General features: G+C 62.5%; 29 protein-coding genes. 20 read left to right on the top strand and 9 right to left on the bottom strand.

What is annotated here, in order from left to right; translation table 11 throughout:
• Window positions 1–74: 74 nt before the first annotated feature.
• Window positions 75–1,289: a UbiH/UbiF family hydroxylase gene (locus LB536_RS27480; RefSeq protein WP_224598103.1), complete on the bottom strand. Its 1,215-nt coding sequence runs from the start codon at window positions 1,287–1,289 to the stop codon at window positions 75–77.
• Between the two features lie 71 nt (window positions 1,290–1,360).
• Here LB536_RS27480 and LB536_RS27475 point away from each other — a divergent pair, with 71 nt between their 5' ends.
• The 8 genes from LB536_RS27475 (at window position 1,361) to LB536_RS27440 (ending at window position 9,699) form a co-directional block, all read left to right on the top strand.
• A complete protein-coding gene (locus LB536_RS27475) occupies window positions 1,361–2,290 on the top strand; it encodes a DUF2182 domain-containing protein (RefSeq protein WP_224598130.1) in 930 nt (309 codons plus the stop codon).
• Window positions 2,291–2,304: 14 nt separating this feature from the next.
• Window positions 2,305–2,919, top strand: a complete 615-nt coding sequence (locus LB536_RS27470; RefSeq protein WP_224598099.1) for a DUF1326 domain-containing protein — start codon at window positions 2,305–2,307, stop codon at window positions 2,917–2,919.
• Complete coding sequence (gene pcsA / locus LB536_RS27465) at window positions 2,916–3,734, top strand: phosphatidylcholine synthase (protein WP_318013503.1); 819 nt, start codon at window positions 2,916–2,918, stop codon at window positions 3,732–3,734. Before LB536_RS27470 ends, pcsA begins: the two co-directional genes overlap by 4 nt.
• Before the next feature lie 27 nt (window positions 3,735–3,761).
• Window positions 3,762–4,739: a quinone oxidoreductase family protein gene (locus LB536_RS27460; protein ID WP_224598096.1), complete on the top strand. Its 978-nt coding sequence runs from the start codon at window positions 3,762–3,764 to the stop codon at window positions 4,737–4,739.
• A gap of 216 nt (window positions 4,740–4,955) precedes the next feature.
• Window positions 4,956–6,533, top strand: coding sequence for an ABC transporter ATP-binding protein (locus LB536_RS27455; protein ID WP_181178560.1), 1,578 nt, complete (start codon window positions 4,956–4,958; stop codon window positions 6,531–6,533).
• A complete protein-coding gene (locus LB536_RS27450; protein WP_140758679.1) occupies window positions 6,530–7,660 on the top strand; it encodes an ABC transporter permease in 1,131 nt (376 codons plus the stop codon). The genes LB536_RS27455 and LB536_RS27450 overlap by 4 nt, the downstream gene beginning before the upstream one ends.
• The gene (locus LB536_RS27445) at window positions 7,660–8,580 is read left to right on the top strand and encodes an ABC transporter permease (protein ID WP_140758678.1); all 921 of its coding nucleotides are present in this window, start codon (window positions 7,660–7,662) and stop codon (window positions 8,578–8,580) included. Before LB536_RS27450 ends, LB536_RS27445 begins: the two co-directional genes overlap by 1 nt.
• Window positions 8,581–8,631: 51 nt before the next feature.
• Window positions 8,632–9,699: a BMP family ABC transporter substrate-binding protein gene (locus LB536_RS27440; protein WP_224598094.1), complete on the top strand. Its 1,068-nt coding sequence runs from the start codon at window positions 8,632–8,634 to the stop codon at window positions 9,697–9,699.
• Between the two features lie 78 nt (window positions 9,700–9,777).
• On the opposite strand, the gene rimO is transcribed toward LB536_RS27440, so the two are convergent.
• From rimO to LB536_RS27410, 6 genes are all read right to left on the bottom strand, one after another.
• On the bottom strand, window positions 9,778–11,091 hold the full coding sequence (gene rimO / locus LB536_RS27435) for a 30S ribosomal protein S12 methylthiotransferase RimO (RefSeq protein ID WP_224598093.1): 1,314 nt from the start codon (window positions 11,089–11,091) through the stop codon (window positions 9,778–9,780).
• Between the two features lie 158 nt (window positions 11,092–11,249).
• Entirely contained in the window at window positions 11,250–11,936 is a 687-nt protein-coding gene (locus LB536_RS27430) for a TerC family protein (protein WP_140758675.1), read from the bottom strand.
• Between the two features lie 184 nt (window positions 11,937–12,120).
• Window positions 12,121–12,528: a DUF930 domain-containing protein gene (locus tag LB536_RS27425; protein ID WP_041163455.1), complete on the bottom strand. Its 408-nt coding sequence runs from the start codon at window positions 12,526–12,528 to the stop codon at window positions 12,121–12,123.
• Window positions 12,529–12,559: 31 nt separating this feature from the next.
• Window positions 12,560–13,273 (bottom strand): DUF2161 domain-containing phosphodiesterase, encoded by a 714-nt coding sequence (locus tag LB536_RS27420; RefSeq protein ID WP_224598091.1) that lies wholly within the window; start codon window positions 13,271–13,273, stop codon window positions 12,560–12,562.
• Window positions 13,274–13,374: 101 nt separating this feature from the next.
• Window positions 13,375–14,181 (bottom strand): alpha/beta fold hydrolase, encoded by an 807-nt coding sequence (locus LB536_RS27415; protein ID WP_224598089.1) that lies wholly within the window; start codon window positions 14,179–14,181, stop codon window positions 13,375–13,377.
• A 121-nt stretch (window positions 14,182–14,302) separates the two neighbouring features.
• Window positions 14,303–15,169 carry a sterol desaturase family protein gene (locus tag LB536_RS27410; protein WP_224598127.1) on the bottom strand — a complete coding sequence of 289 codons (867 nt, stop codon included), beginning with the start codon at window positions 15,167–15,169 and terminating at the stop codon, window positions 14,303–14,305.
• A gap of 322 nt (window positions 15,170–15,491) precedes the next feature.
• Here LB536_RS27410 and LB536_RS27405 point away from each other — a divergent pair, with 322 nt between their 5' ends.
• Complete coding sequence (locus tag LB536_RS27405) at window positions 15,492–15,725, top strand: hypothetical protein (protein ID WP_224598087.1); 234 nt, start codon at window positions 15,492–15,494, stop codon at window positions 15,723–15,725.
• 54 nt (window positions 15,726–15,779) lie between these two features.
• Here the strand turns inward: LB536_RS27405 and LB536_RS27400 are convergent, their stop codons facing one another.
• On the bottom strand, window positions 15,780–16,709 hold the full coding sequence (locus LB536_RS27400; protein WP_224598085.1) for a LysR family transcriptional regulator: 930 nt from the start codon (window positions 16,707–16,709) through the stop codon (window positions 15,780–15,782).
• Here LB536_RS27400 and LB536_RS27395 point away from each other — a divergent pair.
• The gene (locus LB536_RS27395; RefSeq protein ID WP_224598084.1) at window positions 16,708–17,559 is read left to right on the top strand and encodes an SDR family NAD(P)-dependent oxidoreductase; all 852 of its coding nucleotides are present in this window, start codon (window positions 16,708–16,710) and stop codon (window positions 17,557–17,559) included. The genes LB536_RS27400 and LB536_RS27395 overlap by 2 nt on opposite strands.
• 139 nt (window positions 17,560–17,698) lie before the next feature.
• Here LB536_RS27395 and LB536_RS27390 read toward each other — a convergent pair whose 3' ends face one another.
• Window positions 17,699–17,875: a hypothetical protein gene (locus LB536_RS27390; protein ID WP_224598082.1), complete on the bottom strand. Its 177-nt coding sequence runs from the start codon at window positions 17,873–17,875 to the stop codon at window positions 17,699–17,701.
• 707 nt (window positions 17,876–18,582) lie between these two features.
• Between LB536_RS27390 and LB536_RS27385 the strand changes: the two genes are divergently transcribed.
• The 10 genes from LB536_RS27385 to LB536_RS27340 all read left to right on the top strand — a co-directional run bounded on the left by LB536_RS27385 (window position 18,583) and on the right by LB536_RS27340 (window position 25,796).
• Entirely contained in the window at window positions 18,583–19,848 is a 1,266-nt protein-coding gene (locus LB536_RS27385) for a tyrosine-type recombinase/integrase (RefSeq protein WP_224598079.1), read from the top strand.
• Entirely contained in the window at window positions 19,845–20,378 is a 534-nt protein-coding gene (locus LB536_RS27380) for a hypothetical protein (protein WP_224598076.1), read from the top strand. The genes LB536_RS27385 and LB536_RS27380 overlap by 4 nt, the downstream gene beginning before the upstream one ends.
• 97 nt (window positions 20,379–20,475) lie before the next feature.
• Window positions 20,476–20,703, top strand: a complete 228-nt coding sequence (locus LB536_RS27375; protein ID WP_224598073.1) for a helix-turn-helix transcriptional regulator — start codon at window positions 20,476–20,478, stop codon at window positions 20,701–20,703.
• Entirely contained in the window at window positions 20,703–21,206 is a 504-nt protein-coding gene (locus tag LB536_RS27370; protein WP_224598070.1) for a hypothetical protein, read from the top strand. Before LB536_RS27375 ends, LB536_RS27370 begins: the two co-directional genes overlap by 1 nt.
• 154 nt (window positions 21,207–21,360) lie before the next feature.
• Complete coding sequence (locus tag LB536_RS27365) at window positions 21,361–21,567, top strand: hypothetical protein (protein ID WP_224598068.1); 207 nt, start codon at window positions 21,361–21,363, stop codon at window positions 21,565–21,567.
• Window positions 21,564–22,631: an AAA family ATPase gene (locus tag LB536_RS27360; RefSeq protein ID WP_224598066.1), complete on the top strand. Its 1,068-nt coding sequence runs from the start codon at window positions 21,564–21,566 to the stop codon at window positions 22,629–22,631. The genes LB536_RS27365 and LB536_RS27360 overlap by 4 nt, the downstream gene beginning before the upstream one ends.
• A 479-nt stretch (window positions 22,632–23,110) precedes the next feature.
• Window positions 23,111–23,599 carry a hypothetical protein gene (locus LB536_RS27355; protein WP_224598064.1) on the top strand — a complete coding sequence of 163 codons (489 nt, stop codon included), beginning with the start codon at window positions 23,111–23,113 and terminating at the stop codon, window positions 23,597–23,599.
• A complete protein-coding gene (locus LB536_RS27350) occupies window positions 23,596–24,342 on the top strand; it encodes a terminase large subunit domain-containing protein (protein ID WP_224598062.1) in 747 nt (248 codons plus the stop codon). Before LB536_RS27355 ends, LB536_RS27350 begins: the two co-directional genes overlap by 4 nt.
• Window positions 24,336–25,052 carry a hypothetical protein gene (locus tag LB536_RS27345; RefSeq protein WP_224598060.1) on the top strand — a complete coding sequence of 239 codons (717 nt, stop codon included), beginning with the start codon at window positions 24,336–24,338 and terminating at the stop codon, window positions 25,050–25,052. Before LB536_RS27350 ends, LB536_RS27345 begins: the two co-directional genes overlap by 7 nt.
• A 30-nt stretch (window positions 25,053–25,082) precedes the next feature.
• The gene (locus LB536_RS27340; RefSeq protein WP_224598057.1) at window positions 25,083–25,796 is read left to right on the top strand and encodes a hypothetical protein; all 714 of its coding nucleotides are present in this window, start codon (window positions 25,083–25,085) and stop codon (window positions 25,794–25,796) included.
• Window positions 25,797–25,864: the final 68 nt, after the last annotated feature.

Raw genomic sequence — 25,864 nt, 5'->3', positions numbered from 1 at the left:
CCTTCAAAATAGGCGGAATGCGCAACAAAGGTTTTGATGAACGTCGCGATACCGCGGCACAGCCCGCAAAATCGCTACCGCTGCCGCGTCGGCTTCCGCAGGCCGCCCGCAAGCGCCGCGAAGCCGCTGCCCGGACGCAGCCCTTCGCGCATGAAAAAGGCGCGAAGCGGTGCAAAACCACCAAGCACGCCGAGACCGACGCCACGCGCCATCTGCGCCGGCAACATATCGGAAAGAAGCGACACATTGAGCAGATTGACCGCGCTACTCCGCGCGAGGATGTCAGGCCGGCGTTTGAAATCGTAGGCCGCGAGGGCCTTGGAAGCGCCGGGGTCTTCGCGATTTTCCGCTGCGATTCCAACCAGGTCGTCGATATCCCTAATGCCTAGGTTGAGGCCTTGCGCGCCAATCGGCGGGAATACGTGCGCCGCTTCGCCGACAAGCGCCACCCGTCGCGCCGCGAAACGCAGAGGGGTCACCGTCGATAATGGATAAATCTGGCGGCCCGGCTCCACGGTTACCCGGCCCAGCATCGACTGCATCTGTTTTTCGATCCGCAATGAAAGTGTTGCGTCGTCCAACGCGGCAAGCTCCTTGGCGGTCTCGGGTTTGACCACCCAGACAAGGCTGGAGCGATTGCCCGGCAGCGGAACCTGCGTGAACGGGCCGGTCTCGGTATGGAACTCCGTAGAGGTGAAGCCATGCTCGCGGCTATGGCCAAAATTGAGGACGAGCGCCGCCTGAGGATAGGCGCGCGCCACCGTCGAGATGCCCGCCGCCTCGCGCGCCGGCGACAGGCGGCCGTCGGCAGCGACCGCAAGCGATGCATCGATCTCGCTGCCGTCGGCCAGCGTGGCATTAGCTTTGGCGGCGCCAAGATTCCAGGTCTTCACCATTGATCTGCGCCATTCGATCCCGGAATGCGCGGCCACCTTACCGGCAAGCGCCGGCCCGAAGACGCTGTTGGGCAGGTTCAGGCCGAACTGTTCCTCGTCGATCTCGCCGGCGCGGAAAGTGACGACCGGACTGCGGATCAGCCGGCCGGTCGCATCGACAATGCGCATCACCTTCAACGGTGCGGCCTGGGGCCTGATGTCCTGGAGCACGCCCAGCCGTTCGAGCACCTTCAGGGCAGGTGTCATGAGCGCCGTGGTGCGGCCATCGGGAGCCGAAACCTCAGGCCCGGCGATCGTCACCGGAAAGCCGGCATCGGCGAAGGCAAGCGCAGCGATCAACCCCGCCGGCCCCGTGCCTGCGATCAGTATCCGCGCTGTTTCCTGATGCTCCAAGGTCGGCTTCCGGCTTGCTGTGCGAGGCGGCCATCAGACCTGCCAGTCGAGAGACGCATATAGGGCAGATCATGCGGCTTGATCAACGCGGCGATTCGGCCCATTCGAGTGTCATGACCGGCCAACAGGATGATTTCAGCCACCTCGATCGCGCCGGCCGCGCCACGGCAAACGTCGCACGCAACCCGCGCTTGACGGTCAACGTCGCCGTCGGTGCAAGCATCGCACTGGCCTGGCTGCTGCTTGCCGCGATGGCTATTCGTAGCGCCGAAGCCCAGATCAGCGTGCCAGGCGACGCTTTGTTGCGTAACTTGCCGCGACTGCCGTTACCGGCCGTCCTCGAACGGTTCTTCGCGCTCTGTCTTTCCCCGGCGCCGCTGGACGCAAGCATCGGGCCGCGGACCCTGGCGCTCATCCTCATGTGGTTTCTCATGGCCATCGCCGCGATGCTGCCATCCGCGGCGCCAATGATCCGAATTTATTGCGAGATCGCCGATACGGCGCGGATCAAGGGGGAGCCGGTCGTCCATCCGCTGGTGCTGGTTGCCGGCTATATCTGCGTCTGGCTTGCCGCCTCGATGCTGTTTGCGGCACTGACACTTGCCGTCCACGCATTCGCCGCCTCCGGGGGAATATTCGATCCGGTGCTTGGCGTTGCCGGTGGGCTCGCCTTGCTGGTTGCCGGCCTCTACCAGTTCAGCGGCCTCAAGGAGGCCTGTCTGACGAAATGCCGGAACCCGTTCTCGATCCTGTTTTCGAGCTGGAGCGCGAGAACCGTCCGCGTCTTCCGGCTCGGCGTCGCGCAAGGCATCTGGTGCCTGGGATGCTGCTGGGCATTGATGCTGGTGATGTTCGCAGTCGGCGTGATGAATGTCTTCTGGATGGCGCTGATCGGCATGTTCACCCTGATTGAAAAACAGGCGACGGGTAGTCTTCCAACTCGGCTGGCTGGTGCGATACTGCTTGTCTGGGCAGCTGCGCTGCTAGTAGTCTCGCTATGAGTGGGGGAAATTCGATGGCAGATCAGAGCTGGGCAATGAAAGGAGAGCTCGTACTCTCCTGCAATTGCACGGTTTTTTGCCCTTGCGTGCTGTCGCTCGGCAGTCATCCTCCGACCGAGGGCTATTGCCAGACCTGGGCGGGTTTTCGTATCGACGCCGGCCATTTCGGCGAGGTCGACCTCTCCGGCCTCAATCTTGGGCTGATCATGGAAATCCCCGGTTACATGAGCCGCGGCAACTGGACCGCGGGCCTGTTCATCGACATCAGGGCCTCGGTCTACGCGGTCAAGGCATTGACCAAGATCTTTACCGGCAAGGCCGGCGGGACCACGTCGCTGCTCTCGATCCTGGTCGGCAAATTCCTGGGCGTCGAACAGGTGCCGATAACCTACGAGACGCGGGACAAGACGCGTATTTTCCAGATACCGAAGATCATCGACGGGGCGGTCACGCCAATCGCGGGCAAGGACCGCGAGAAGGATACGGTGATCACGAATTCCGAATACTGGATCGCGCCGGAGATCATCGTGGCCAGGTCCGACAAGAGCAAGATGCGGGCCTTTGGCCGCAACTGGAATTTCGGAGGCCGCTCGGCCGAAATCTGCAAGCTGGATTGGCAGGGTCCGTGAGAAAGAACACAAAGGCCCGCAAGATCGCCGGGAAGATCACCGACCGGATTCCGCGGCCGAAGAAGAAGGTCACCTGGCCGCAGGCGCGCGCGTTTTCGGTGCATCTGCTGACCGCCTCCGGTTCGTTCCTGGCTTTCCTGTCGCTGGTCGCGGCGAGCGAGGAGCGCTGGACGGCCATGTTCTGGTGGCTCGGACTGGCGCTGTTCGTCGATGGTATCGACGGGCCGATCGCCCGGAAGCTGGAGGTCAAGGAAATCCTGCCGACCTGGTCCGGCGAACTGCTCGACAACATTATCGACTATGTGACCTACGTGCTGATCCCGGCCTTCGCGCTCTATCAGCGCGGCTTCATGGGCGAAGGCCTGTCGTTCCTTTCGGCGGCGATCATCGTGGTGTCGAGCGCGATCTACTATGCCGACACCGGCATGAAGACGAAGGAGAATTTCTTCAAGGGCTTCCCCGTGGTCTGGAACATGGTGGTGTTCACGCTGTTCGTCATCGAACCGGGACAATGGGTTTCCTTCGCGGTGGTGGTGGTGGCCGGCATTCTGACTTTTGTCCCGATAAACTTCATCCATCCGGTGCGGGTGGAGCGGCTGCGGCCGATCAATCTCGGCATGACGCTGTTGTGGTGCGCCTTCGGCGCGCTTGCGCTCGCGCAGGCGGCGCTCGCCGCCTTCTATGACCAGATCGGCGTGCTGGGCGAGCAGGTCAGCACGTTCACCAAGATCGGCATTACCGTTACCGGGCTCTACCTCGCAACCATTGGCGGTCTCATGCAGTTCTTCCCTAACCTCGGCGCCAAAAAGGCCTGACCAGCCGCTCTTCAAGGAATCCCGTCCATGTCCAAAGCGATCCGCATCCACGCCAATGGCGGCCCGGAAGTCCTGACCTATGAAGACGCCGATCCCGGCCAGCCGGGTTCGGGACAGATCCTGGTCAGGCATACCGCGATCGGTCTCAACTTCATCGATGTCTATCATCGCTCGGGCCTCTATCCGCCGCCCGGCGGGTTTCCGCTCATTCCGGGCAGCGAAGCCGCCGGCGTGGTGCTGGAAGTCGGCCAGGGCATCGAATGGCTGAAGCCCGGCGACCGGATTGCCTATGCCGTGACGACGGGGGCTTATGCGCAAGAGCGCGTCATCGATGCCAGCAAGGTCGTCAAGGTGCCGGACGGCATCAGCGACGAACAGGCCGCCGCCATGATGCTGAAGGGCATGACCGCGGAATATCTCTTGCGCCGGACCTTCAAGGTGAAGGCAGGCGACACGATCCTGTTTCATGCCGCGGCCGGCGGCGTCGGGCTCATTCTGGGCCAATGGGCGAAGCATCTCGGGGCGACGGTCATCGGCACCGCCAGCTCTGCCGACAAGATCGAACTGGCCAAGGCACACGGCTTCGCTCATGTCATCAACTACAAGGAACAGGATTTCGTCGCCGGCGTGGCCGCAATCACAGGCGGCGGGAAATGCGACGTCGTCTATGACTCGGTCGGTAACGACACATTTCCGGCCTCGCTCGACTGCCTCAAGCCGCTCGGCATGTTCGTCAGCTTCGGCCAGTCCTCGGGACCCATCCCGCCGTTTTCGATGTCGCTGCTGGCGCAGAAGGGCTCGCTGTTCGCAACCAGGCCGACGCTGTTCGTCTACAATGCAAAACGTGAGGACCTCGACGCCTCCGCCGCCGCGCTATTCGAGGTTGTGCTCAGCGGTGCGGTCGAGATCAAGATCAATCAGCGCTATGCGCTGAAAGACGCGGGCAAGGCACATCAGGATCTCGAGGGACGCAGGACGACAGGCACGACCGTCCTGGTTCCCTGACGACAGTTTGCCTTGGTTTTCAGCGTCCTGCCGCAGCGGCGGGCATTGTTTGCACGAAAAGCCGGCCAGCCGTATCCTTGTGTGACGAAGGCAAATCTTTACCCTTGAGTTTCCGCTGAAATTCTTGAAGCTCTTTCAAGTTGGGTGCTGCTTTCGCACGAGAGCCGGCCGCGCATACGATGCTTGCGGGAACACAGAACATGTCCGGTAATCCGGATGGGAGGCACTGTGAGTGCAAATCATGATGGGGCGAACCTGCTCGAGGTTCGTGGCCTGACCAAGATATTCGGCACGCTGACAGCGTGCGACCATATCGACCTCAACATCGCCAAAGGTGAAATCCACGCTTTGCTCGGCGAGAACGGTGCCGGCAAATCGACGCTGGTCAAGATGCTGTTCGGCTCGCTGGAGCCCAATTCGGGCGAGATTTTCTGGAACGGTCAAGCGGTGCGGATCACCAGCCCGGGCGTTGCCAAGAAGCTCGGCATCGGCATGGTGTTCCAACATTTTTCGCTGTTCGAGGCGCTGACGGCAGCCGAGAACATCGCGCTGTCGCTCGATGACGGCTCGCCGATCAGCAGCATCGCGGCCAAGGCGAGGGCACTTTCCTACAGTTACGGCCTGCCGCTCGATCCGGAATCGCTGGTCGGCGACCTTTCGGTCGGCGAACGCCAGCGCATCGAGATCATCCGCTGTCTGCTGCAGACGCCACAACTCATCATCCTGGACGAGCCGACATCGGTGCTGACGCCGCAGGAAGCCGACAAGCTGTTCGAAACACTGGAGCGGTTGCGTTCGGAAGGCAAATCGATCCTCTACATTTCGCACCGGCTCGAAGAGGTCAAACGCATCTGCGACCGCGCCACGGTGCTGCGGCACGGCAAGGTGGTCGGTCACTGCAACCCGCGCGAGCAGACAGCCTCATCGCTCGCCCGCATGATGGTCGGCAGCGAGGTGCAGGCCGTGGTGCGGGCGCCGGTCGAGGGGATCGAAACCGCGCAGCCGCTGCTCGAAATCCGCGGCCTCAACCGCAAGCCGGCGACGCCGTTTTCCATTCCGCTCAAGAACGTCAGCCTCAATGTCCGCGCCGGCGAGGTGATCGGCATTGCCGGTGTCGCCGGCAATGGCCAGGGCGAGTTCTTCGAGTCCGTCTCCGGCGAGGTTTTGCAGCACGATGCCGCCTCGGTGCGCATCCGCGGCAAGGACGCCGGCGGCCTCACCATTACCGGGCGGCGCCTGCTGGGGGCTGCCTTCGTGCCGGAAGAGCGTCTCGGCCATGGTGCCGCGCCGCGCATGAAACTCTCGGAAAACCTCTTGCTGTCGCGCCATGCCACGGACGGCAAGGCTTTTGTCGGCACCGGTGGCATGGTCAAGAGTGGCGCCGTCTACGCCGCCTCACAACGCATCATCGAGGCAATGGATGTTCGCAAAAGCGCGCCGGATCCTGAAGCGGCGGCACTTTCGGGCGGCAATCTGCAGAAATTCATCGTCGGCCGCGAACTCGACCGCCGGCCAAGCGTGATGGTGGTGAACCAACCGACATGGGGCGTCGACGCCGGAGCCGCCGCGCACATCCGCCAGGCCTTGATCGAGCTCTCTCGCAGCGGATCGGCCGTATTGGTGATCAGCCAGGATCTGGACGAGCTGTTCGAGATATCGGACGCGATCGCCGTCATGCACAATGGCGAACTCTCGAAGCCGATGCCGATCGCCGAAGCGACTTTCGAGAAGGTCGGCTTGCTGATGGGCGGCGCCGAACCCGGCCACGCCGAACACACGCTGGAGACGGCATGATGCGCCTCGAACTCGTCAAACGCCCGCAGCGCTCGGCGCTGTTTTCGATGCTGTCGCCGTTCATCGCCTTCGCGCTGACCATCATCGCCGGAGCCATTATGTTCGCGCTGCTCGGCGTCAACCCACTCAACGCATTCAAGATCTATTTCATCGAGCCGATCAGCCAGGTCTGGCAGTTGCATGAGCTGGCAATCAAGGCCGCACCGCTGATCCTGATCGCTGTCGGCCTGTCTGTCTGCTACAAGGCCAACATCTGGAACATCGGCGCCGAGGGCCAGTTCATCTTCGGTGCCATCTTCGGCTCCATCATTCCGGTGCTGTTTCCGCAATTCGAAGGCCCGCTGGTGCTGCCGCTGATGCTTCTGCTCGGCATGGTCGGCGGTGCGGCCTACGCGGCGATCCCCGCCTTGCTGAAGACCCGGTTCTCCACCAACGAAATCCTGACCAGCCTGATGCTGGTCTACGTCGCGCAGCTGTTCCTCGACTGGCTGGTGCGCGGTCCCTGGCGCGATCCGCAGGGACACGGCTTTCCGCAGACGATCCAGTTCGGCGACTCGGCCGTGCTGCCGGAGCTGATGCCCGATGCCGGGCGCGCCAATTGGGGCTTCGTCTTCGCCCTGGTTGCGGCGGTGCTGATCTGGATCCTGATGGGCCGCATGCTCAAGGGTTTCGAGGTCCGCGTGCTGGGTTCCAGCCCGAGGGCAGGGCGGTTCGCCGGCTTCGGCCTCAACCGCATGGTGTTCTTCGCCTTCCTGCTGTCTGGAGCACTCGCCGGCCTTGCCGGTATCTCGGAGGTTTCCGGCGCGATCGGGCAACTGCAGCCCGTGATTTCGCCCGGCTATGGCTTCACCGCCATCATCGTGGCCTTCCTCGGCCGCCTCAATCCGCTCGGCATCGTCGCCGCGGGCCTGGTGCTGGCGCTGACCTATCTCGGCGGCGAGGCGGTGCAAAGCGCGCTCGGCATTTCCGACAAGGTGGCGAGAGTGTTCCAGGGGATGCTGCTGTTCTTCGTGCTCGGCTGCGACACGCTCATTCATTACCGCATCCGCTTGATCGGCCTGGCGCTGACGAAACAGGAAGCCCCCGCCAAGCTCGAGGCCGCACCAAAGTTGAAGGAAGCCCGCTGATGGACATCACGGTCAACATCCTCCTGACCATCGCAACTGCGGCGACGCCGCTCTTGATCGCGGCGATCGGCGAACTGGTGGTCGAACGCTCCGGCGTGCTCAATCTTGGTGTCGAAGGCATGATGGTCATGGGCGCCGTCGGCGGCTTCGGAGCCGGTTACCTGACCGGGTCGCCCTGGATCGGCCTCCTGGCGGCAATCGTCGTGGGAGCGCTTTTCTCCCTGCTGTTTGCCGTCATGACGCTGTCGCTGGCCACCAACCAGGTGGCGACCGGCCTGTCACTGACGCTGCTCGGCCTCGGCCTCTCCGGCATGATGGGAACGCGTTTCGTCGGCCAGCCCGGCGTCAGGTTGCCCAATCTCGACATTCCCGGCCTCAGCTCGATTCCGGTCGTGGGCAGGCTGCTGTTTGGCCAGGACCCTGTATTCTACATTTCGATCGCGCTGACGGCCGCGGTAATGTGGTTCCTGTTCAAGACGCGTACCGGGCTGACGCTGCGTTCGATCGGCGACAGCCACACATCGGCGCATGCGCTCGGCATCAAGGTCATCCGCTACCGCTACCTCGCGGTCATCTTCGGCGGCGCCTGCGCCGGTCTTGCCGGCGGGCATCTGTCGCTCGTCTATACGCCGCAATGGGTCGAGAACATGTCCGCTGGCCGCGGCTGGATCGCGCTCGCACTGGTGGTGTTCGCATCCTGGCGGCCGTGGCGGGTGCTGGCCGGCGCCTACATCTTCGGCGCGGTGTGGATCGGCCAGCTTCATGCACAGGCTTTTGGCATTCCGGTGCCCTCGCAGATGCTTTCTTCTCTGCCCTATCTGGCAACCGTCGTGGTTCTCGTTCTAATCTCGCGCAACAAGCGTCTGACGATGATGAACACGCCGGCCTCCCTGGGGCAGCCATTCGTTCCGGATCGTTGACAACAATAAAAAGACGGGAAGCTCCAAGGCTTAACACAGAGAGGTAACACAATGAAGAAACTGCTTATTGCCCTGATGACGACGACAGCGGCCTTGTCGCTGGCGGCGTCCGCGGAGGCTGCCGCCAAGTTGAAGGCCTGCTGGGTCTACACCGGCCCGATCGGCGATTTCGGCTATTCCTACCAGCACGACCAGGGCCGCCTCGAGGTCGAGAAAGCGCTCGGCGACAAGGTCGAAACCGCCTATCTGGAGAACGTCTCCGAAGGCCCCGACGCCGACCGTGCCTTCGAGCGTCTGGCGCGCGAAGGCTGCAAGATCATCTTCGGCACCTCGTTCGGTTTCATGGACGCTGAAGTGAAGGTCGCCAAGAAGTTTCCCAAGGTGATGTTCGAGCACGCCACCGGATACAAGACCGGGGACAATCTCGGCATCTACAATGCGCGCTTCTATGAAGGCCGCTACGTGCTCGGCCAGATCGCGGCCAAGGAATCGAAGTCCGGCGTCGCCGGCTACATCGTCTCCTTCCCGATCCCGGAAGTGGTGATGGGCATCAACTCCTTCATGCTCGGCGCACAGTCGATCAATCCGAACTTCAAGGCCAAGATCGTCTGGGTGAACTCGTGGTTCGATCCGGGCAAGGAAGCGGACGCCGCCAAGGCGCTGTTCGACCAGGGCGCCGACATCATCGTCCAGCACACCGACTCGACCGCTCCCCTGCAGGTAGCCGAAGAGCGCAAGCTGCATGGCTTCGGCCAGTCGTCCGACATGATCAAGTTCGCGCCGCACGCGCAGCTGACCTCGCTGACCGACGAGTGGGGCCCTTACTATATCAGCCGCGTGCAGGCAGCCATAGACGGCACCTGGAAGCCGGACAATGTCTGGCTCGGCATCAAGGACGGCGCAGTCAAGCTCGCGCCGTTCACCAACATGCCTGACGACGTGAAGGCGATGGCCGAAGCGACCGAAAAGAAGATCGCCGGCGGCTGGAACCCCTTCACCGGGCCGATCGCCAAGCAGGACGGCTCGGCATGGCTGAAGGACGGCGAGGTCGCCGACGACGGCACGCTGCTCGGCATGAATTTCTACGTCAAGGGCGTCGACGACAAGCTGCCGCAATAAGCGGCGGATCACATTCGATATGGAGAGGGCGCCGCGAGGCGCCCTTTTCATTTGGATGGAGAACCTGACGGGAGGGGCTCAGACAGCCGAGCCGTAGAGGTCGTAAGCGTCCGCACGCTCGATCTTGACGGTGACGATGTCGCCGGCGCGCATCGGGCGGCGCGACTGGATGTGGACCGAACCGTCGATCTCGGGCGCGTCGTATTTGGTGCGGCCTTTTGCCGACATGCCGTGCGCTTCGTCGATCAGCACCGGCAGGCGCTTGCCGACCTTCCTGGCAAGCTGCGTTGCCGAAATCTTCTGCTGGCGCTGCATGAAGCGATGCCAGCGCGCTTCCTTGATCTCCTGCGGCACCTGCTCCAGCCCTAGCTCGTTGGAGCGGGCGCCTCTGACCGGTTCATATTTGAAGCAGCCGGCGCGATCGATTTTCGCTTCATCCAGCCAATCGAGCAGCATCTCGAAATCGTCGTCCGTTTCGCCGGGGAAGCCGACGATGAAGGTCGAGCGGATGGCGAGATCCGGGCATACGTCGCGCCAGCCGCGAATGCGCTCGAGCGTCTTTTCGCCGTGGGCGGGCCGGCGCATGTTCTTCAGCACCTGCGGCGAGGCATGCTGGAAGGGGATGTCCAGATAGGGAAGGATTTTTCCCTCGGCCATCAGCGGGATGACGTCGGCGACATGCGGGTAGGGGTAGACGTAATGCATGCGCACCCAGATGCCGAGCTTGCCCAGTTCCTCCGAGAGATCGAGGAATTTCGCGCGCACTTCGCGGTCGCCGAACATGGACGTCTGGTACTTGATGTCGATGCCGTAGGCGCTGGTGTCCTGCGAGATGACGAGGAGTTCCTTGACGCCGGCCTTGGCCAGTTTTTCGGCTTCGCGCAGCACATCGGCAGCCGGCCGCGAGACGAGATCGCCACGAAGTGCCGGGATGATGCAGAAGGTGCAACGGTTGTTGCAGCCTTCCGAAATCTTCAAATAGGCATAGTGGCGCGGCGTCAGCTTGACGCCCTGCGGCGGCAGGAGGTCGATGTAGGGATCGTGCGAGGGAGGGGCAGCCTCATGGACGGCCGCCATCACGCTCTCATAGGCCTGCGGCCCGGTGATCGCCAGCACGTTGGGGTGCTTCTCGCGGATCACGTCCGGCTCGGCGCCCAGACAGCCGGTGACGATGACTCTGCCGTTTTCCGAAAGCGCGGAGCCAATGGCGTTGAGCGACTCGTCGCGGGCGGAATCAAGGAAACCACAGGTGTTGACGACAACGAGATCGGCGCCATCATGCTTGCGGGCGATCTCGTAGCCCTCGGCCCGCAGACGCGTGATGATGCGTTCGGAATCGACAAGGGCCTTGGGACATCCGAGACTGACGAAGCTGACGCGCGGGGCGGACATGGGCGATTTTCCAATGGACACGAACCGGAAACACCGATCCGGCCCGCAGTCTCGACATATAACGGTTTGCATGGCTCCCGGCAGGAGCTCAATTCGGGCGGCGCAATAGCACGGCTTCCTCAATCAGGCAAACGGAGCACTAGGCCCAGGCCTGTGCGTCAGTGCCCGCCTGACCCGAACCATGGTGACAGGAAGGCGAAATGATCGGGGAATTGCTGCACGGCCCCATCAAGCAGCATCTTGACCGCGACATAGAGGATGATGACCAGGCCGACATAGGCAATCCAGCGGTATTTGTGCAGCAGGCGCGCGACGAACGACGCCGCAAAGCCCATCAACGCGATCGACAGCGCCAGTCCGACAATCAGCACCGTCGGATGGTTCATGGCCGCGCCCGCCACGGCAAGGACATTGTCGAGCGACATCGAGACGTCGGCAATGACGATCTGCCAGGCGGCCTGTGAGAAGGTCTTGCGTGGCCCCTTGCCGGCAATGACCCCATCCTTGTCGAAATCGCCGTTCGACAGCGCTTCGGTGGCGTCGCGCTCGTCATCGTGGCTGACACGCAATTCGCGCCACATCTTCCAGCAAACCCACAGCAAAAGCAGGCCGCCGCCGATAAGCAGCATGGGACCAATGGTCAGCAGCCATTGCGTGATCAGGGCGAAGAAAATTCGAAGAACGGTGGCAGCCGCGATGCCGACAAGAATGGCTCGCTTGCGTTGGCTGACCGGCAGGCCGGCCGCGGCGAGGCCGATGACGATGGCATTGTCGCCCGCGAGCGCAAGGTCGATGGCGATGACCTGAAGGAGAGCCGAAAAGCCCGCGGCGGTAAATATTTCCATCGACCTGGAAGCCCTTCGTCGAGTGTTCGTCGGCGATCGTCCGAACGGGCCTAAAGGCATGGTCCGCTGGCGTCAAGTCGCAGCGCCGGACAACGCTGGAAAACCATTTTCGTGGCCGTGGATTTACAGAAGATACTCAGCAACCGCCGGCGGCAAGCCAATGCCGGCGCAAGCCCGCGAGAAACTAATCGTAGAGATTGTACTTCGCCCAATCGGCTTCCGGAATCTCATCTCCGATCCGATAGCGGAGCTGGAGAACTTCCATATGGTCCGGTCCCGTCTGGCATTTGAATTTCAGCCGGTACCACTGTCCCTTGCTGCGGAACGCCGCACCGGGGCTCCGGATGGCGTCGGCGCTCATCTCCGGCGTCGCGAAGGCGTATGCGACGACGCGGTCGGCCTTGAACTTGCGATCGTCGTGGGTGATCCGGTCCAGGATTTCGGCATCGCAACGCTGCTCGAGGCGGGTCTGCGGATCGAGTTTCATCAGCCCGGCGCGCAAAGCGTTGTCCATCGCACTGGCCGGAAAAGCCAGCGTCAGGGACGCAATTGCCATCATGCAGAGTGTCTTCATGGGCGGGACAAGCAGCATGTTTTGTCTGAAAAATCAACCAACAGGCCTCTCAGGTTTCCGTGTTCAGGCGGGTCGGCGCATTCAAAACCCCGTGTCGTGTTTCATCGTCGGACGAATGCGGCCATCGGATCAGCGAGGCACGGCCGGCGTCGGTGAGATCGTAGACGCCGCGGTCGACGCGCGCGAACCAGCCATAGACATTGTGCAGCAGGATCTTTGGCGCAAGCGGCGTCAGCGCCTTCAGGTCGCGTGGGCGCTTGGGCCCGTCCGCCAACGCCGCGGCGCAGGCGAGGGCGCTTTGGCGGTAAGCGGTCATGATCGGATTGCGCGATCCGCCGCCCGCGACAGGATCGCCGCGACGGCGCCGATGTTCATCGACCAGACGCGAGCGGCGACGCGGATTCTTGCGCGGCGTAACGGTGACGGGGCTCAGGAGCACCTCGACGCGGTCGTTCGCCGTCACACCAATCAGGCCGAAGCCGAGCCGGCGGCAAAGGTTGCGGAACCGGGCGTCGCTTTCACGTCCCTTGCCCCGCGCCGACATGCGCGCGGCCAGCCACACTTCATCGCAAGCAGCCGCGCGGTCGACGCCTTGCAGAACCAGTTCGAGATTGAACTGCAGCTTCAGCTCGCAGATGACGACGATCGGCGGCTCCCCCTCGCGCAGCGCGACGATGTCGCAGCCGCCGATTTCCCCTTTCACGACGAAGTCGAGGTTTTCGAGGAAACGCTTCACCGGCGCATAGAGTGAGGTCTCGTTCATACCGCAAGGCTTAGCCGATTCGACGTGAAAAGCCTCGCAGGCGAGATGGCGTCCCGCGTGCCTGACCCAGAGCTGGGATTCCGGAAGCGGTGCGACAGGGCTCAAGGACGAATTTTTTTGAGGAAAGCCAATAGCACGCGGTTGAACCGGTCGGGACGCTGCAAGGGCGCGAAATGACTGACGTCGGGCAGCATGACCAATTCCGATCCCAGTATGCTGCGGGCCAGATAGGTCGCGTGCTCGTCCTTGATAAACTCGTCGTGCTCGCTTTGGACGACCGCCACGGGCACGCCGATCTCTCCCAGTTCGGCCACGCCATAATTGGGTTCGCTTTTCATCATCAGGCCCACGGCGTTGACAAACGCATCGAATTGATCCGGCGTGGCCGACAGCTCGGCATAGTCCTTTTTGTGCCGGCTGAAACACCGCTCGATGACGGGATTGGCCTCGAATTCCTTCGTACCGCTGGGATCCATATTGCAGCCGAAGAAGAACACGCCCGCGATGCGATCGGCGGCCTTCATGCCAAGGATCAGGGCAACGCAGGCGCCATCGCTCCAACCCACTGCGATAGCCTTGTTCAAGTGCAGGCGATCCATCACCGCCAGGACATCCGAGGCCATCAGCTCGTATTTGTACGGCCGTTCGTCGCGCGTGCTGCGTCCATGGCCACGGCTGTCGATGGTGACGACCTGATAGCCGTGCTCGACCAATGTCGGGACCTGAAATCCCCAATTGCCGCTATGGCCAAGGCCGCCATGCAACAAGATCACGGGAAACCCCGTCCCAAACGTCGCGTACCAGATTTTTGCACCCTCATGCTCAACCTGGCCTTCGTCCGCCGCGGCCGGCAAAGGAGCGGTGCCATGCGCTTCGAATTTCGTGAGATCGTCGTCGCAATAGTCCATGCCGAAAACAGCCTCGTGGCAAATTGCGCAGGACCTACATTTATCGCTGGCATCCGCAGAGACCAACCCACGAGGAAATTTCTGCTGCCCTCAGGCGACACGACAGGGGAGATTGTATTGCCTAACGGCCGATATTGACCGCACCTGTTTGCGCCCGATCCTCGCTGTTTCGCGCCGGCTGATTTTCGTCGAGGGCTTCGCCATTCTGCACTGCCCGGTTCGATCGTTTCCTGCGGCGCAGCAGCGGATAGCCGATCTGTCCGAAGTAGCTGGAGGGGATCGGATCATCGACGCCGTATTTCTCAGGCACTTTGCTGCCAGTCGCATTGTACGTGCCGAACACCACGTCGAGGAAGGGCAACTGTCCGGCGAAGTTCTTGTCGTAGGCTTCGCGCTGATTGGCATGGTGCCAGCGATGGAATTGCGGGCCGGCGATGAGCCACTTCAAGGGGCCGAACGGAATCCGCAAGTTCGAATGAACAAGCAGCGTGTGCCAGAAGTAGATGACGGAAAAGACGGCGATGGAGGCCTCGGAGAATCCGAGAAAAAAGATCGGTGTCAGCGAAATTGCCTTCGTGACTATGGCGTCGACGGGATGAGAGTGGAATGCCCCCAGCCAATCCAGTTCCTCGATGCCGTGATGAACTGCATGGAACTTCCAAAGCGCGGGGATTTCGTGAAACGCACGGTGTGCCCAGTAGACGCCTATATCGGTAATCAGGATGATTTCGGCGATCTGCAGCCAGATGGGCTGGCCGCCGACCGCGTGCGTTACCGATTGCGGGACCAGCATTGCAGCGGCTTCGAGCGTGTTGGCCGCTATCAGGATTATTACCGCCTTTACGACGAGGCCGTTGAACAGCACATAGATCAGGTCGACACCCAGGCCCTTGCGCAGGATTTTTTGCGGTCGCTCGGCGAACAGATGCTCGAACGGAATGAAGATCAGCGCGCAGATCAACAGCCCCTTGGTGCCAAAGATATCCATTCGACCGCTTATCGCCTTGCCTTTGGCCAGCGCCAGCCGCGCTTCAGCTTCCGAACAGAACCACATTTCTCCTTTCCAAAGGCTTGATGCCGGCCGCCGCTGTCGTGCTCCCGGCTTGTCATGCACTCGCCGGTGTCACACCCATGTCGCAACCTGGCGCTACTTGGTCGGCGCGCGCTTGTCGAACGCAGCGCAACGCGCGTCCTTCCAGGACTAACCCCTCCGGTCCCTGCCGGCGGGGTTTTTCATTTCCAGAACCATATTGCCGGTCGCGAGTTGTCCTTGCTATTGTGCCGCTGCGGTCAGCACAGGGACGCCCATCATGGACGCAAGCGAAATGAGTGCGATCGGCGACACTCTCATGAGGATCGTCACGCCCGACATGTCTCCCAAGCAGCTTGTCAAAGCCGCCCGGAAAGCGCACCCCAAGGCCTCGAAGAAGGATATTGCCAGAGCAGCCTTCTTCTCGATCATCGCAAACGCCGATCATGACATCGGCAAGGCCAGGAACCTGCAGGCATTTGCCATCGCGGAGCGCACACAGCAGCCGGACTGAGCAAATCAGCGCCTTGGCGTTGGGTGAGCTTGCGATCGCTGCGCAATCACGCCTTCATCGCCGGGGATAGGCCGCCCGGCAGACCGACATCACGGTATCGCGCAGCCAACGATGGGCCGGGTCGGCGTCCATGCGAGGATGCCACATCGCCGATATTTTGAACTCCGCAACAGGAAGCGGGAGCTCGAAGCTCTCGAGACCCGTCGCGACGGCGTGGTCGCTTGCGCCAGCGTTGCCGAAACACGAGCGCGGCACGGTCGCTACCAGATCCGACTGGCGCACGATCCGCATTGCATCGGGGTAGCCGGGCACGACAACCACGACGGTGCGTCGAAGGCCAAGCTTCACCAACGCTCCATCGATCGGCTCGACGACATTTCCTTCCCGGGATGCCACCACATGCTTACAGGCGGCGTAGCGTTCGGGCGTGACACCAGCGCCCGTCAGAAGCGGATGTCCGGCCCGGGCCACGCCGACATATTTGTCGTGGAACAGGAACTGGGTGCGTATCTCGGGCGCGGACGTTCCAAGCAACCCGATCTCCAGATCGATGAGACCTTCCCGAAGCGGACGCGCGTCCTTGTCGGGCTTGGGCGCGAAGCGCAGTCGGACACGGGGCGCCGCACGGGTAACCGCAATCACGACCGGGCCGGAAAGGAACTCCAGGAATGCTTCGCTGGCGCGAATGGTGAATGTCAATTCGAGTGTGGCCAGGTCCACGCGCATGTTTTGCGGCCGCAGAACCGATCGCACATCCCGGGTAAGTTCATGGACGCGGTCGCGCAATTCCGTGGCGTGCGGTGTGGGCACGAGCCCGCGTCCGGCCCGGACGAGCAGCGGGTCGCCGGTGGCTGCGCGAAGTCGTGTGAGCGTCCGGCTCATCGCCGAGGTGCTCAAGCCGAGCCGTCGGGCCGCCCCTGTCACGCTGCCTTCGGCAAGCAAGACGTCCAGCGCCACGAGAAGGTTCAGGTCCACATTGTCCATGGCACAGCCTTATCCCAGCTGTTTTGGCGGATATAGCGTCGGATGCAACCATAGTTTGAATTCGGCGCGTCTGGCGCATGACCTCCGGTTGCCCATATCTGCGGTCATCCCAGCCAACGAAAAAGATTTCCCAATGTCCACGAGCGCCTTGAACACCCAGTCAAATACTATCCTCATCGTCGGCGCATCGCGCGGCCTCGGCCACGCAATGGCGGCCGAGTTCCTCAGGAAAGGCTGGAACGTCGTCGGCACGATCCGGAAAGGCAGCGGCCAGACCAAGTTGCACGACCTCACAGACGAGTTCGAAGGCCGGCTCGAAATCGAGACGGTCGACATCTGCGAGCCCGATCAGGTCGCGGCCTTGCGCGACCGGCTGTCGGGCAGGGTGTTCGACATAGTGTTCGTCAATGCCGGCGTGACAAATAACCCGGCTGAAACGATCGCCGATGTGGCGACCGACGAGTTCGTGCGGGTAATGGTCACAAATGCACTCGGCCCGATGCGGGTCCTCGAGAGCCTGGAGCCATTTGTCCCGGCGACCGGCCTGATCGGCGTGATGTCATCCGGGCAGGGTAGCATCTCCAACAATGAGACGGGTCAACGTGAGGTTTACCGCGGCAGCAAGGCAGCGCTGAACATGTTCATGCGAAGCTTCGCGGCCCGCCATGCCGCAACACCGCGTGCCATGGTGCTGATGGCGCCCGGCTGGGTCCGTACGAAGTTGGGAGGGCCGGATGGGCGGCTGAGCATCGAGGAGAGTGTGCCGAGCCTCGTGAACATCTTGCTTGCCAAGCGAGGAACCCCAGGGTTGACCTATGTCGACTACCTCGGCCGCACCGTCCCCTGGTGATATAGGCCCGCCAGTCCCGGTACGTCGCAAATATCCCCGGCACCGCACCAGGGTTCCGGAGAAAGAGGGCGAAAGGATCGAGCGTCGGCGCTCAATCCTCAAGCTCGGTCCTGTGCGGAAAGTGCAGGCGTCTGAAAGCCTACATGTTGCTGGCGGCGTGATGCTGCGGCGGAGCCGGTCTGTTCTTGGCGGGCCGGGGTTTGATGTGAACCGGCCGGTCGGCGAGTGTTTTCACTATCGGCAGCGTCACGCGCTGCTCGGCAGCCATGCGCTCGCGTTTCACCATCTTGGCGACAAAGCTCCGCACCTCGAACATAAAGGGCTCCTCCCAGATGCCCTCCCGCGAGTTCATCGTACGCCTGCCGGAGGCCGAGCGCATCTAGATTCGACAAGGTCAACCCGGCTCCCTGCCTTTCGCTGCTGCATGGAGCCGGGCTGGAAGGCGATCCGCCGTCACTGCTGTTGTCATCCTGCTGGATGACAATGGTTGCGGTATAGAAGGTACGGCTCTCTTACAGCGAGAAGCTTGCCATTTTTGAACCGGGGCGCCGGTGGTGGATGGCAGCAAGACGGCGGATATTCGTTCTAATTTCAACAACTGCAGTAACGGTTGATTCAACCATTGCTGGTATTTATTCCAGAGTGTAGCGGCGGCTCCGACAATGCGGGCGGGTGCTGGTTGCCGAAGCCGCCTGCGCAGTCCGGTTGGGATCTGACCGCGCTGTCTCAGAATAGGACAGCGCGGTCAACGATCCGTTAATCGTGACGATTTCGCCGGTTGGGCGTCATCCGTTATCCATCACTTTCCACAATTTTTGCGTTTCGTCGGCAGGCAAAGTTTGCCCAAATATCTGATTCATTGACGTTGTGGCGGAGGGAGTGTCCCTCCGCCTATGTTCCGACACCTTCCGGGTAGTTCCGCAAACCCGCACAAAATAAGGGTTTTAGCCTCTTTCCAGTATGGACAATGCCAGCAAGTTCCGATACGTTCCGACAACGATTTGTGGGTAGGAATGTGGGAACATGGCGCGGACAATAAACAAGTTAGGCCTGATTTCGAAGATCAATGAGCCGGGCATGTATGCCGACGGCGGCGGCCTTTACCTGCAGGTCGCCAAGCGGACATCCAAGACCGCTGCGGACGGGGAGGTGACAAAATCGTGGATATTCCGCTTCATGCTCGCCGGCAAGGCTCGATACATGGGGCTTGGCGACGTCAACACCTTCTCCCTGAAAGAGGCGCGGGAAAGAGCCCGTGACGCCCGCCAGAAAGTCTCGGATGGCATAGACCCTATCGAAGTCCGGAAGGAAAAGAAGGCCACTCTGCGGGCCGACGACGCCAAGCGCGTCTCGTTCAAGCAGGCGTCGGAACGCTATATCGCCGCGCAGCAGGCAGGATGGAAGAACGACAAGCATGGCAGCCAGTGGAAGAACACGCTGGAAACCTATGCGTGGCCGGTCATTGGCGATCTGGACGTTGCGAAGGTCGAGGACGGCCACATCAGCCAGATACTCGATCCGATCTGGACCACAAAGAATGAGACGGCCACTCGCGTGCGGGGAAGGATTGAGAGCGTTCTAGATTGGGCACGGGTGAGGGGCTTCCGGCCGCAGCACAGTGAAAACCCGGCTCGCTGGCGCGGGCATCTCGACAAGACCCTTCCCAAGCCGTCGAAGGTCAAGAAGGTGCAGCACCATGCCGCCATGCCCTACGGCCAGGTGAGGGCCTTCATGGGCCGCTTGCGCGCCATGTCGAGCATTTCGGCCAAGGCGCTGGAATTCACCATCTTGACCGCGGTACGAACTGGCGAGGCCATCGGCGCGACCGACAGTGAATTCGATTTCCAGAACAAGCTATGGACCATCCCCGCCGCGCGGATGAAGTCCGGCAAGTTGCATCGCGTCCCACTTTCCGATCGAGCGATCGAGATATTGAAGAGCACGCCAAGGGAGGCCAACAGCGCCTACATCTTCCCCGGCGCCCGCAAAGGCAAGTCGCTGTCGAACATGGCCATGCTGGAATTCCTGCAGGGTATGGAGGGCATGGAGGATTTGACCGTGCACGGGTTCCGATCGACATTCCGAGATTGGGTCGCTGAGCTGTCGAACTTTCCGCGCGAGATTGCCGAGGCAGCACTCGCCCACGCTCTAAAGGACAAAACTGAGGAGGCCTATCAGCGCGGCGACCTGCTTGAGAAGCGGCGCCGGTTGATGACCGCATGGGCTAAATACTGTGCCGACAGGACGCCCGAGAGCGCGAAGGTTCTCGATATGGCGGCAAGGCGATGAAGGCCGCGCTGCCGCCGGTCGATCCGGATTTTCTGATTGTCGAGCACGATCCGGAAAAGCTGCACGCCTATGCGAAGGGGCTATGGCATCATCTGCGCAACATCCGGTCTCGCGGACCTGCCAACGGATATCCAAAACCCACGATCAAGGCCGCCGCGGTCTGGCTGATCGGAGCCTATGTTGATGCGAAGGCGGCGCCCTCGTACGAGGCCTATCGCCTTATTGATGAATTACTTAAACCGGCTCCGCATGCCCCGCCTGCCAGCACCGCGCCAGTGCGCAGAGACAGCGAGGCGGCCTATAAGGCGGCGATCGCCTTCGAGGCCAGCCGGCCCCCTGGCGCTACTACGCTCTACGCCGTGGCCAAACACGTTCGCGAATCGGGAAGCTTTCCACGCCACGTCGGCAAGGACGCTCAGAAATCGGCTGAGGCGACAATCGGCGCATGGCGAAAGACAGTGCATTATCAGGACAACGTTCTCCTACAAAGGGATCCTGACGCGCTCTTTCGCAAGTGGCGGGTAGAGTGAAAACCCGGCTCGCATTTGACGGTATGACAGGATGATCTGATCGCCGGTATCTCAATTCCGTCAGGTTCCAAACAACCGCGGAAAAGGAGATTGCGAAATGCTCAAAGCCAGTGACGGCGGCCGCGCCAAGCGGTTCTTGCGCAGATCAGATGTTCAGGATTTCACAGGGCTCCCGACGTCGACCCTGTACGAGCTCATGCAAAAGGGCGAGTTTCCTAAGCCGATAAATCTCTCGCCGCGCACGGTCGGATGGATCGAGGATGAGGTGATCGCCTGGCAGGAAGCCAAGATCGCCCAGCGCGACCATGCGGCCGAGGCGGCATGATGACCGCCGACATCGGCCGTATCATTGCCTTCGATCCGGGCATCAGCGGCGGCTTCGGCGTGTGTGACTCTCTCGGCCGGCTCGTCGCGGCAGGCGAGTTGCCGACCTCCGGCGACGGCACCCGGCGGATGCTTGCTGCGCCGCTGATAGCAGCTTTGCTACGCAGGTACCGGCCGGAGCTCTGTATCATTGAGCGGGTCGGCGCCATGCCTGGGCAGGGCGTATCGTCGATGTTTCGGTTCGGCAAGGCGGCCGGTATCCTCGAAGGGGTTGTCGGCGCTGCGGAAATCCCGCTCTTGTTCGTCGCCAGCGGCGTGTGGAAGAGACACTTTAACCTCCCGGCCGCAAAAGAGGCCGCACGGGCGCGGGCGATCGAAACGTGGCCGGCGCATGCCGACCTCCTGTTCCGGCGCAAATGCGACCACGGCGCCGCCGAGGCCGCCCTCATCGCCTTGTGGGGCGCTCGAGCGCACCTGGCGGGAGGCGCGAATGCCAGCAACTGAAATGCGAAAACCGGCCCCTGGCAGGACCGGCTCTCAAGAAAGTGTCCTTCGGCAAGCGGACCCACAAAGCCTACCAGAGCAAGCCGACACGGGCAAGGCGCCGCCGATCCCGGTTGATGTCCGCGCGCGTGTCGGGGTGGCGAGGGGCTTCCTGATGGGTGCCCAATTCCGTCTTGATGAGCACGAGCTGCTTGATGAGCGTCTCAACGCGATTGTCGACCACACCAGCCGCCTCTTGTCGCTCTGGGCCGGCCGCACGCCTCCTATAAATGCGCCGGCTGTCCCCGCTTGGGTGGCAGAGGCCGCCGTCGAGTGGCGCCAGGAGCGCGACCGGCGCGAACGCGGGCGGCGTGCAGCATGACGCATCCTCAACGCCCACCGCGCCTGGTGCCTGTCCGCTGGGACGACATTCATTGCCTGCCGCGGCGCCAGCCGCTCATGCGCGGCCTCTTCGATCGGGGCAGCATGTCGGTCGTCTATGGCGCGTCCGGTTCGGGGAAGACCGCTTTCGTCCTCGATGCCGGCCTTCATGTCGCCCTGGCGCGCGATTGGAGAGGGCGCACGGTCCGCGCGGGCACTGTCGCCTATGTCGCCTGCGAGGGCGGCCTGGGCATCGAGGAGCGGTTGACCGCCTTCAGCATCCATCACGGCATCGATCCGGCCGGCGTGCCCTTCTACGTCATTCCCGAGCCGATCGATTTGTGTCGCTCGGATACCGACGCCAAGCTGCTTCTGCAGCGCCTCGCTGCCCTTCCATCTGATCCGCCGCTGGAGATGATCGTCGTCGACACGCTGTCGCGCGCGATGGCCGGTGGCAACGAAAACTCGCCCGACGATATGGGCCGCTTTGTCCGCCATTGCGACCAGATCCGCATCGCCACAGGCGCGCACCTCGCCGCAATCCATCACGCCGGAAAGGACGATGGACGCGGAGCGCGCGGCCACAGCCTGCTGAGAGCCGCGGCCGACACCGAGGTCGAGGTCGTCAAGTCCGAGTCGGGCATCGTGGTGGCGACCACGACCAAGCAGCGCGACCACGCCAGCGGCGATGCCTTCGCCTTCAAACTCGTGCCAGTCGAGATAGGCCAGGACGAGGAAGGCCGCGCCATCACCTCATGCGCGATCGAGGAAGCAGACGCCGCGCCCGCCATAGCTCCCAAGCAACAAATGAGCGCCAAGCAGCGCAACGCCATCACTGCCCTTCACAACGTCGTCGCTTCACAAGGAACGCCGGCGCCTCCCGCCTTCAACCTCCCGGCCGGCATCGTCACCGTGCAAGCCGATCACTGGCGAGATGAACTGTTCCGCCGGGGCGATCTGGACAGCGGCGGCGCCAATCCCCGCCAGGACTTCCGCCGGCTTCGTGACCAGCTCAAGGCTCGAAATCTCATAGGCGAGCGGGACGGATGGGTATGGGCAGCGTAGAGCTAGGGGGCAGGTGTAGCACTGTAGCACCCTGTAAAGGGGGGTGCTACAGAGTGCTACGCCCTTACTGCCGGAACAGTGCTACGCGAGTGCTACAGAGTGCTACGCGCTACAGGACCGGTAACTATTCCCGCGCCATCGATTTCCGGCCGCGGCGTTTCCTAGCCGCCGACGCGCGTTTTCGCAGTCAGCCACTCGTCTTTTTCCTGGCAGGCCCCACATGGCGGAGGATATCTCCGCCAATCAAGTCCGGAAACGTTGACTTTCAAGGCTGCGAGAGCATTCTACCCACGAATCAACCAACGTTTTTGCAGGCAGAGATGGGACCCGAAATGAAGCCGGAAACAACGGCGTGGCAACACGATGGCAACGTGCACCGCGATTTGGCGAGATAGGTTCGGATGGGCACCCGAGGACCACAGTGCAGCATCTGCGCGCACCGCGAGCGAGCGGCGATCGACCTCGCCTTGGCGCGCGGCGTGAGCGTCACCGCCTTGCATCGCCGGTACAAGGTGTCGACGGACGCGATCTATCGCCACCAGCGCGCGCACCTGCCGCCGCAACTGCGCGCCAAGCTTCTGGCCGGACCTGACACCGCGATCGACATAGACCGGCTGAAGGAAACCGAAAGCCAATCCCTCCTGGCAAACCTCATTGCGCTGCGTCATCGCCTGTTCGCCTCGATGGACGTCGCCGAAGAGGCAGGCGACAGCAGCATGGCCGCGCGCGTCGCCGGGCAGATTCACAAGAACCTGGAGCTGACGGGCCGGCTGCTCGGCGACCTGGCGACGGGGACGACCATCACCAATGTGACGGTGCTGCCTCAGTATGTTCACCTTCGCGTCGAACTGGTCCGCGCTCTGGCGCCGTTCCCCGAGGCGCGGCAGGCCGTTGCCGCAGTGCTTCACACGGTCGAACACGACGCGGCAGAGACCATGGTGCGGCAACCCTTTGCGGTGCCAGCATGAGCCTCGCTCGGGACATGGCGCGGGCCTTCGACCCGGTGCTGATGATGCAGGACTATGGCGTCATCGCCGACCGCTGGCAGGCTGACGTGTTGCGGCAGGATCCTCGCCGCGCGCTCCTGTTGTGCTCGCGCCAGAGCGGCAAGACCGAGGTTGCCATCGCCAAGGGCCTGCATACGGCCATCTATGCGGCGCCATCGCTGGTCGTCATCCTGTCGCCCTCGCAGCGGCAATCGGGCGAACTGTTCCGGCGGCTGATGCTATGTCACCAGAAGCTCGAGGGCGCGCCCGAGCTCACTGCGGAAAGCGCGCTTCGGGCCGAACTGTCGAATGGTTCGCGCATCCTTGCATTGCCCGGCTCGGAGCGAACCGTGCGCGGCATCGCTGGCGTCGACCTGCTCATTGCCGACGAGGCAGCGCGCATCCCCGACGAGTTGATGACGGCTGGTCGACCGATGATGGCGACCAGGCCGGACGCGCGCATGATGGCCCTGACGACACCGGCCGGCAAACGCGGCTGGTTTTTCGACGCCTGGCATGGTGATGACACATGGGCGCGCGTCCGCGTGCCGGCGACCGACTGTCCCCGAATCAGCGCCGATTTCCTTGCCGAAGAGCTGCGCGAGTTGGGGCCGACGCGCTACGGCGAGGAGTACCAGCTCGAGTTCTACGACGACCAGGAGGCCGCATTCCCCACCGCCATAATTGACGCCGCGTTCACTCCGGAGGTCTCGACCCTATGGTAGAGACCCGGGAAGAACGCTTCGACCTGCGCGGCGTGTCGTGGCGCCGCAAGCACGTTGTGCCGGTCGATCGGTTTGTGATGGGCGTCGACCTGGGGCAGTCCGTTGACCCAACGGCAATCTGCATCCTGCACCATCGCATCGAACCGCGTGACGATTGGGAAATCATCCAGAAGGACAAGGTGACCCGCCAACGCGCGACCGTGACCTTCGACGTTCGCCACCTGGAGCGCGTCGCCCTGGGCGTGAGCTACCCTGAGATTGTCCAACATTGCATGACAATTCTCGCTCGGCCGCCGCTGCGCGATGGCTGCGATTTCGTCATTGACGAGACCGGCGTCGGACGCGCGGTCGGCGATATGTTCGACGCGTCCGGCCTGGCGCCGGTGAAGGTGCAGATCACCGCCGGCAACGAGGTGACCGGCCTTGGCCCGCGGCGATGGGGCGTTCCGAAGGCCCTACTTGTGTCGACATTGGACGCGCGGCTGCATTCTGCGCAACTCCGCTTTGCGGCAGCCCTGTCGGACGGCGCGGCGATGGCCGAGGAACTGAAGGATTTTCAGCGCCATGTCACGGCGGCGGGGCGGGCGACCTATGCGGCGAGGACCGGCAGGCATGATGATCTCGTTCTCGCGGTGGCGATCGCGCTGTGGCGGGCCGTGTCTGCGCGACATGGACCGTCCACCACAACGGGATTTGATGGGTTGATTTGACTATGGCCAAACCTCTCAAGGAGAAAAACTATGGCGACAGCGAAAATTTCTGATGCTCAGCTTGGTATGATCGGCGCCGAGGAGGCCCGATGGCCATCTTCGGATGTGAGCATTTGGTGGCGAAAAAGCCACGAGGCAATGGCCGCGATCCGGGCCGGCGTGCGGCTGGTCGACATCGCCATCGCGCAGCAGGAGGGTAACCACGACCTCTCCGACGCCGGCAGGTTGAAAGCGATCGCACAGATCGGTCTCGCTGCTATCGATGCGGGGATCGCTGGTGCCGAAGTCGCCGCTGCCGATCGTGAAATTGATAGGCGCGTGGCTCATGTAAGCACCGCCATCACCTTGCCCGAGGTGTCGAACGACATTGCGGATGTGATGCTGGCCGCCGAGATCCGCGCTTTCATCCGCAGCCAACACGGATCAGGCAATGATCCCGTCAATTATTTGTACAAGCAGAAAGTGATGGCCGATCAGCGCGTTGTGGCAGCCGTTAGCGCGGCGCCCGCCTTTCTGAGCGGCATAGACGACGAGCAGAAAACGCAGTTCTTGGCGCGGGCCCAATTGCAGATGTTTCCAAGCTCGGCCAGCGAGCAGCAACAACTGCTCAAGGCTAAGATAGCGCTCCACGATGCCGTCGCCGCAGCGGAGCGCATGGTCGGCCAGCGCGCGCAGCTGTCGAGCCGCCCGGGAGCAGATGGCGGAGTGATTTGGGAACCTCGAATTCTGGCGAAGGTCGCCTGACATGGAAAAGGTGCGCCCGTTCGATCAGCCGCGGGCGCGGCCGAAGCAGGACCGGCTGGGCTCCAGGC

This window comes from Mesorhizobium sp. ES1-3 (assembly GCF_020164795.1).
Taxonomy (GTDB): domain Bacteria; phylum Pseudomonadota; class Alphaproteobacteria; order Rhizobiales; family Rhizobiaceae; genus Mesorhizobium.
The sequence above is the reverse complement of the archived record's forward strand: the minus strand, read 5'-3'. Positions and strand labels throughout refer to the sequence as shown.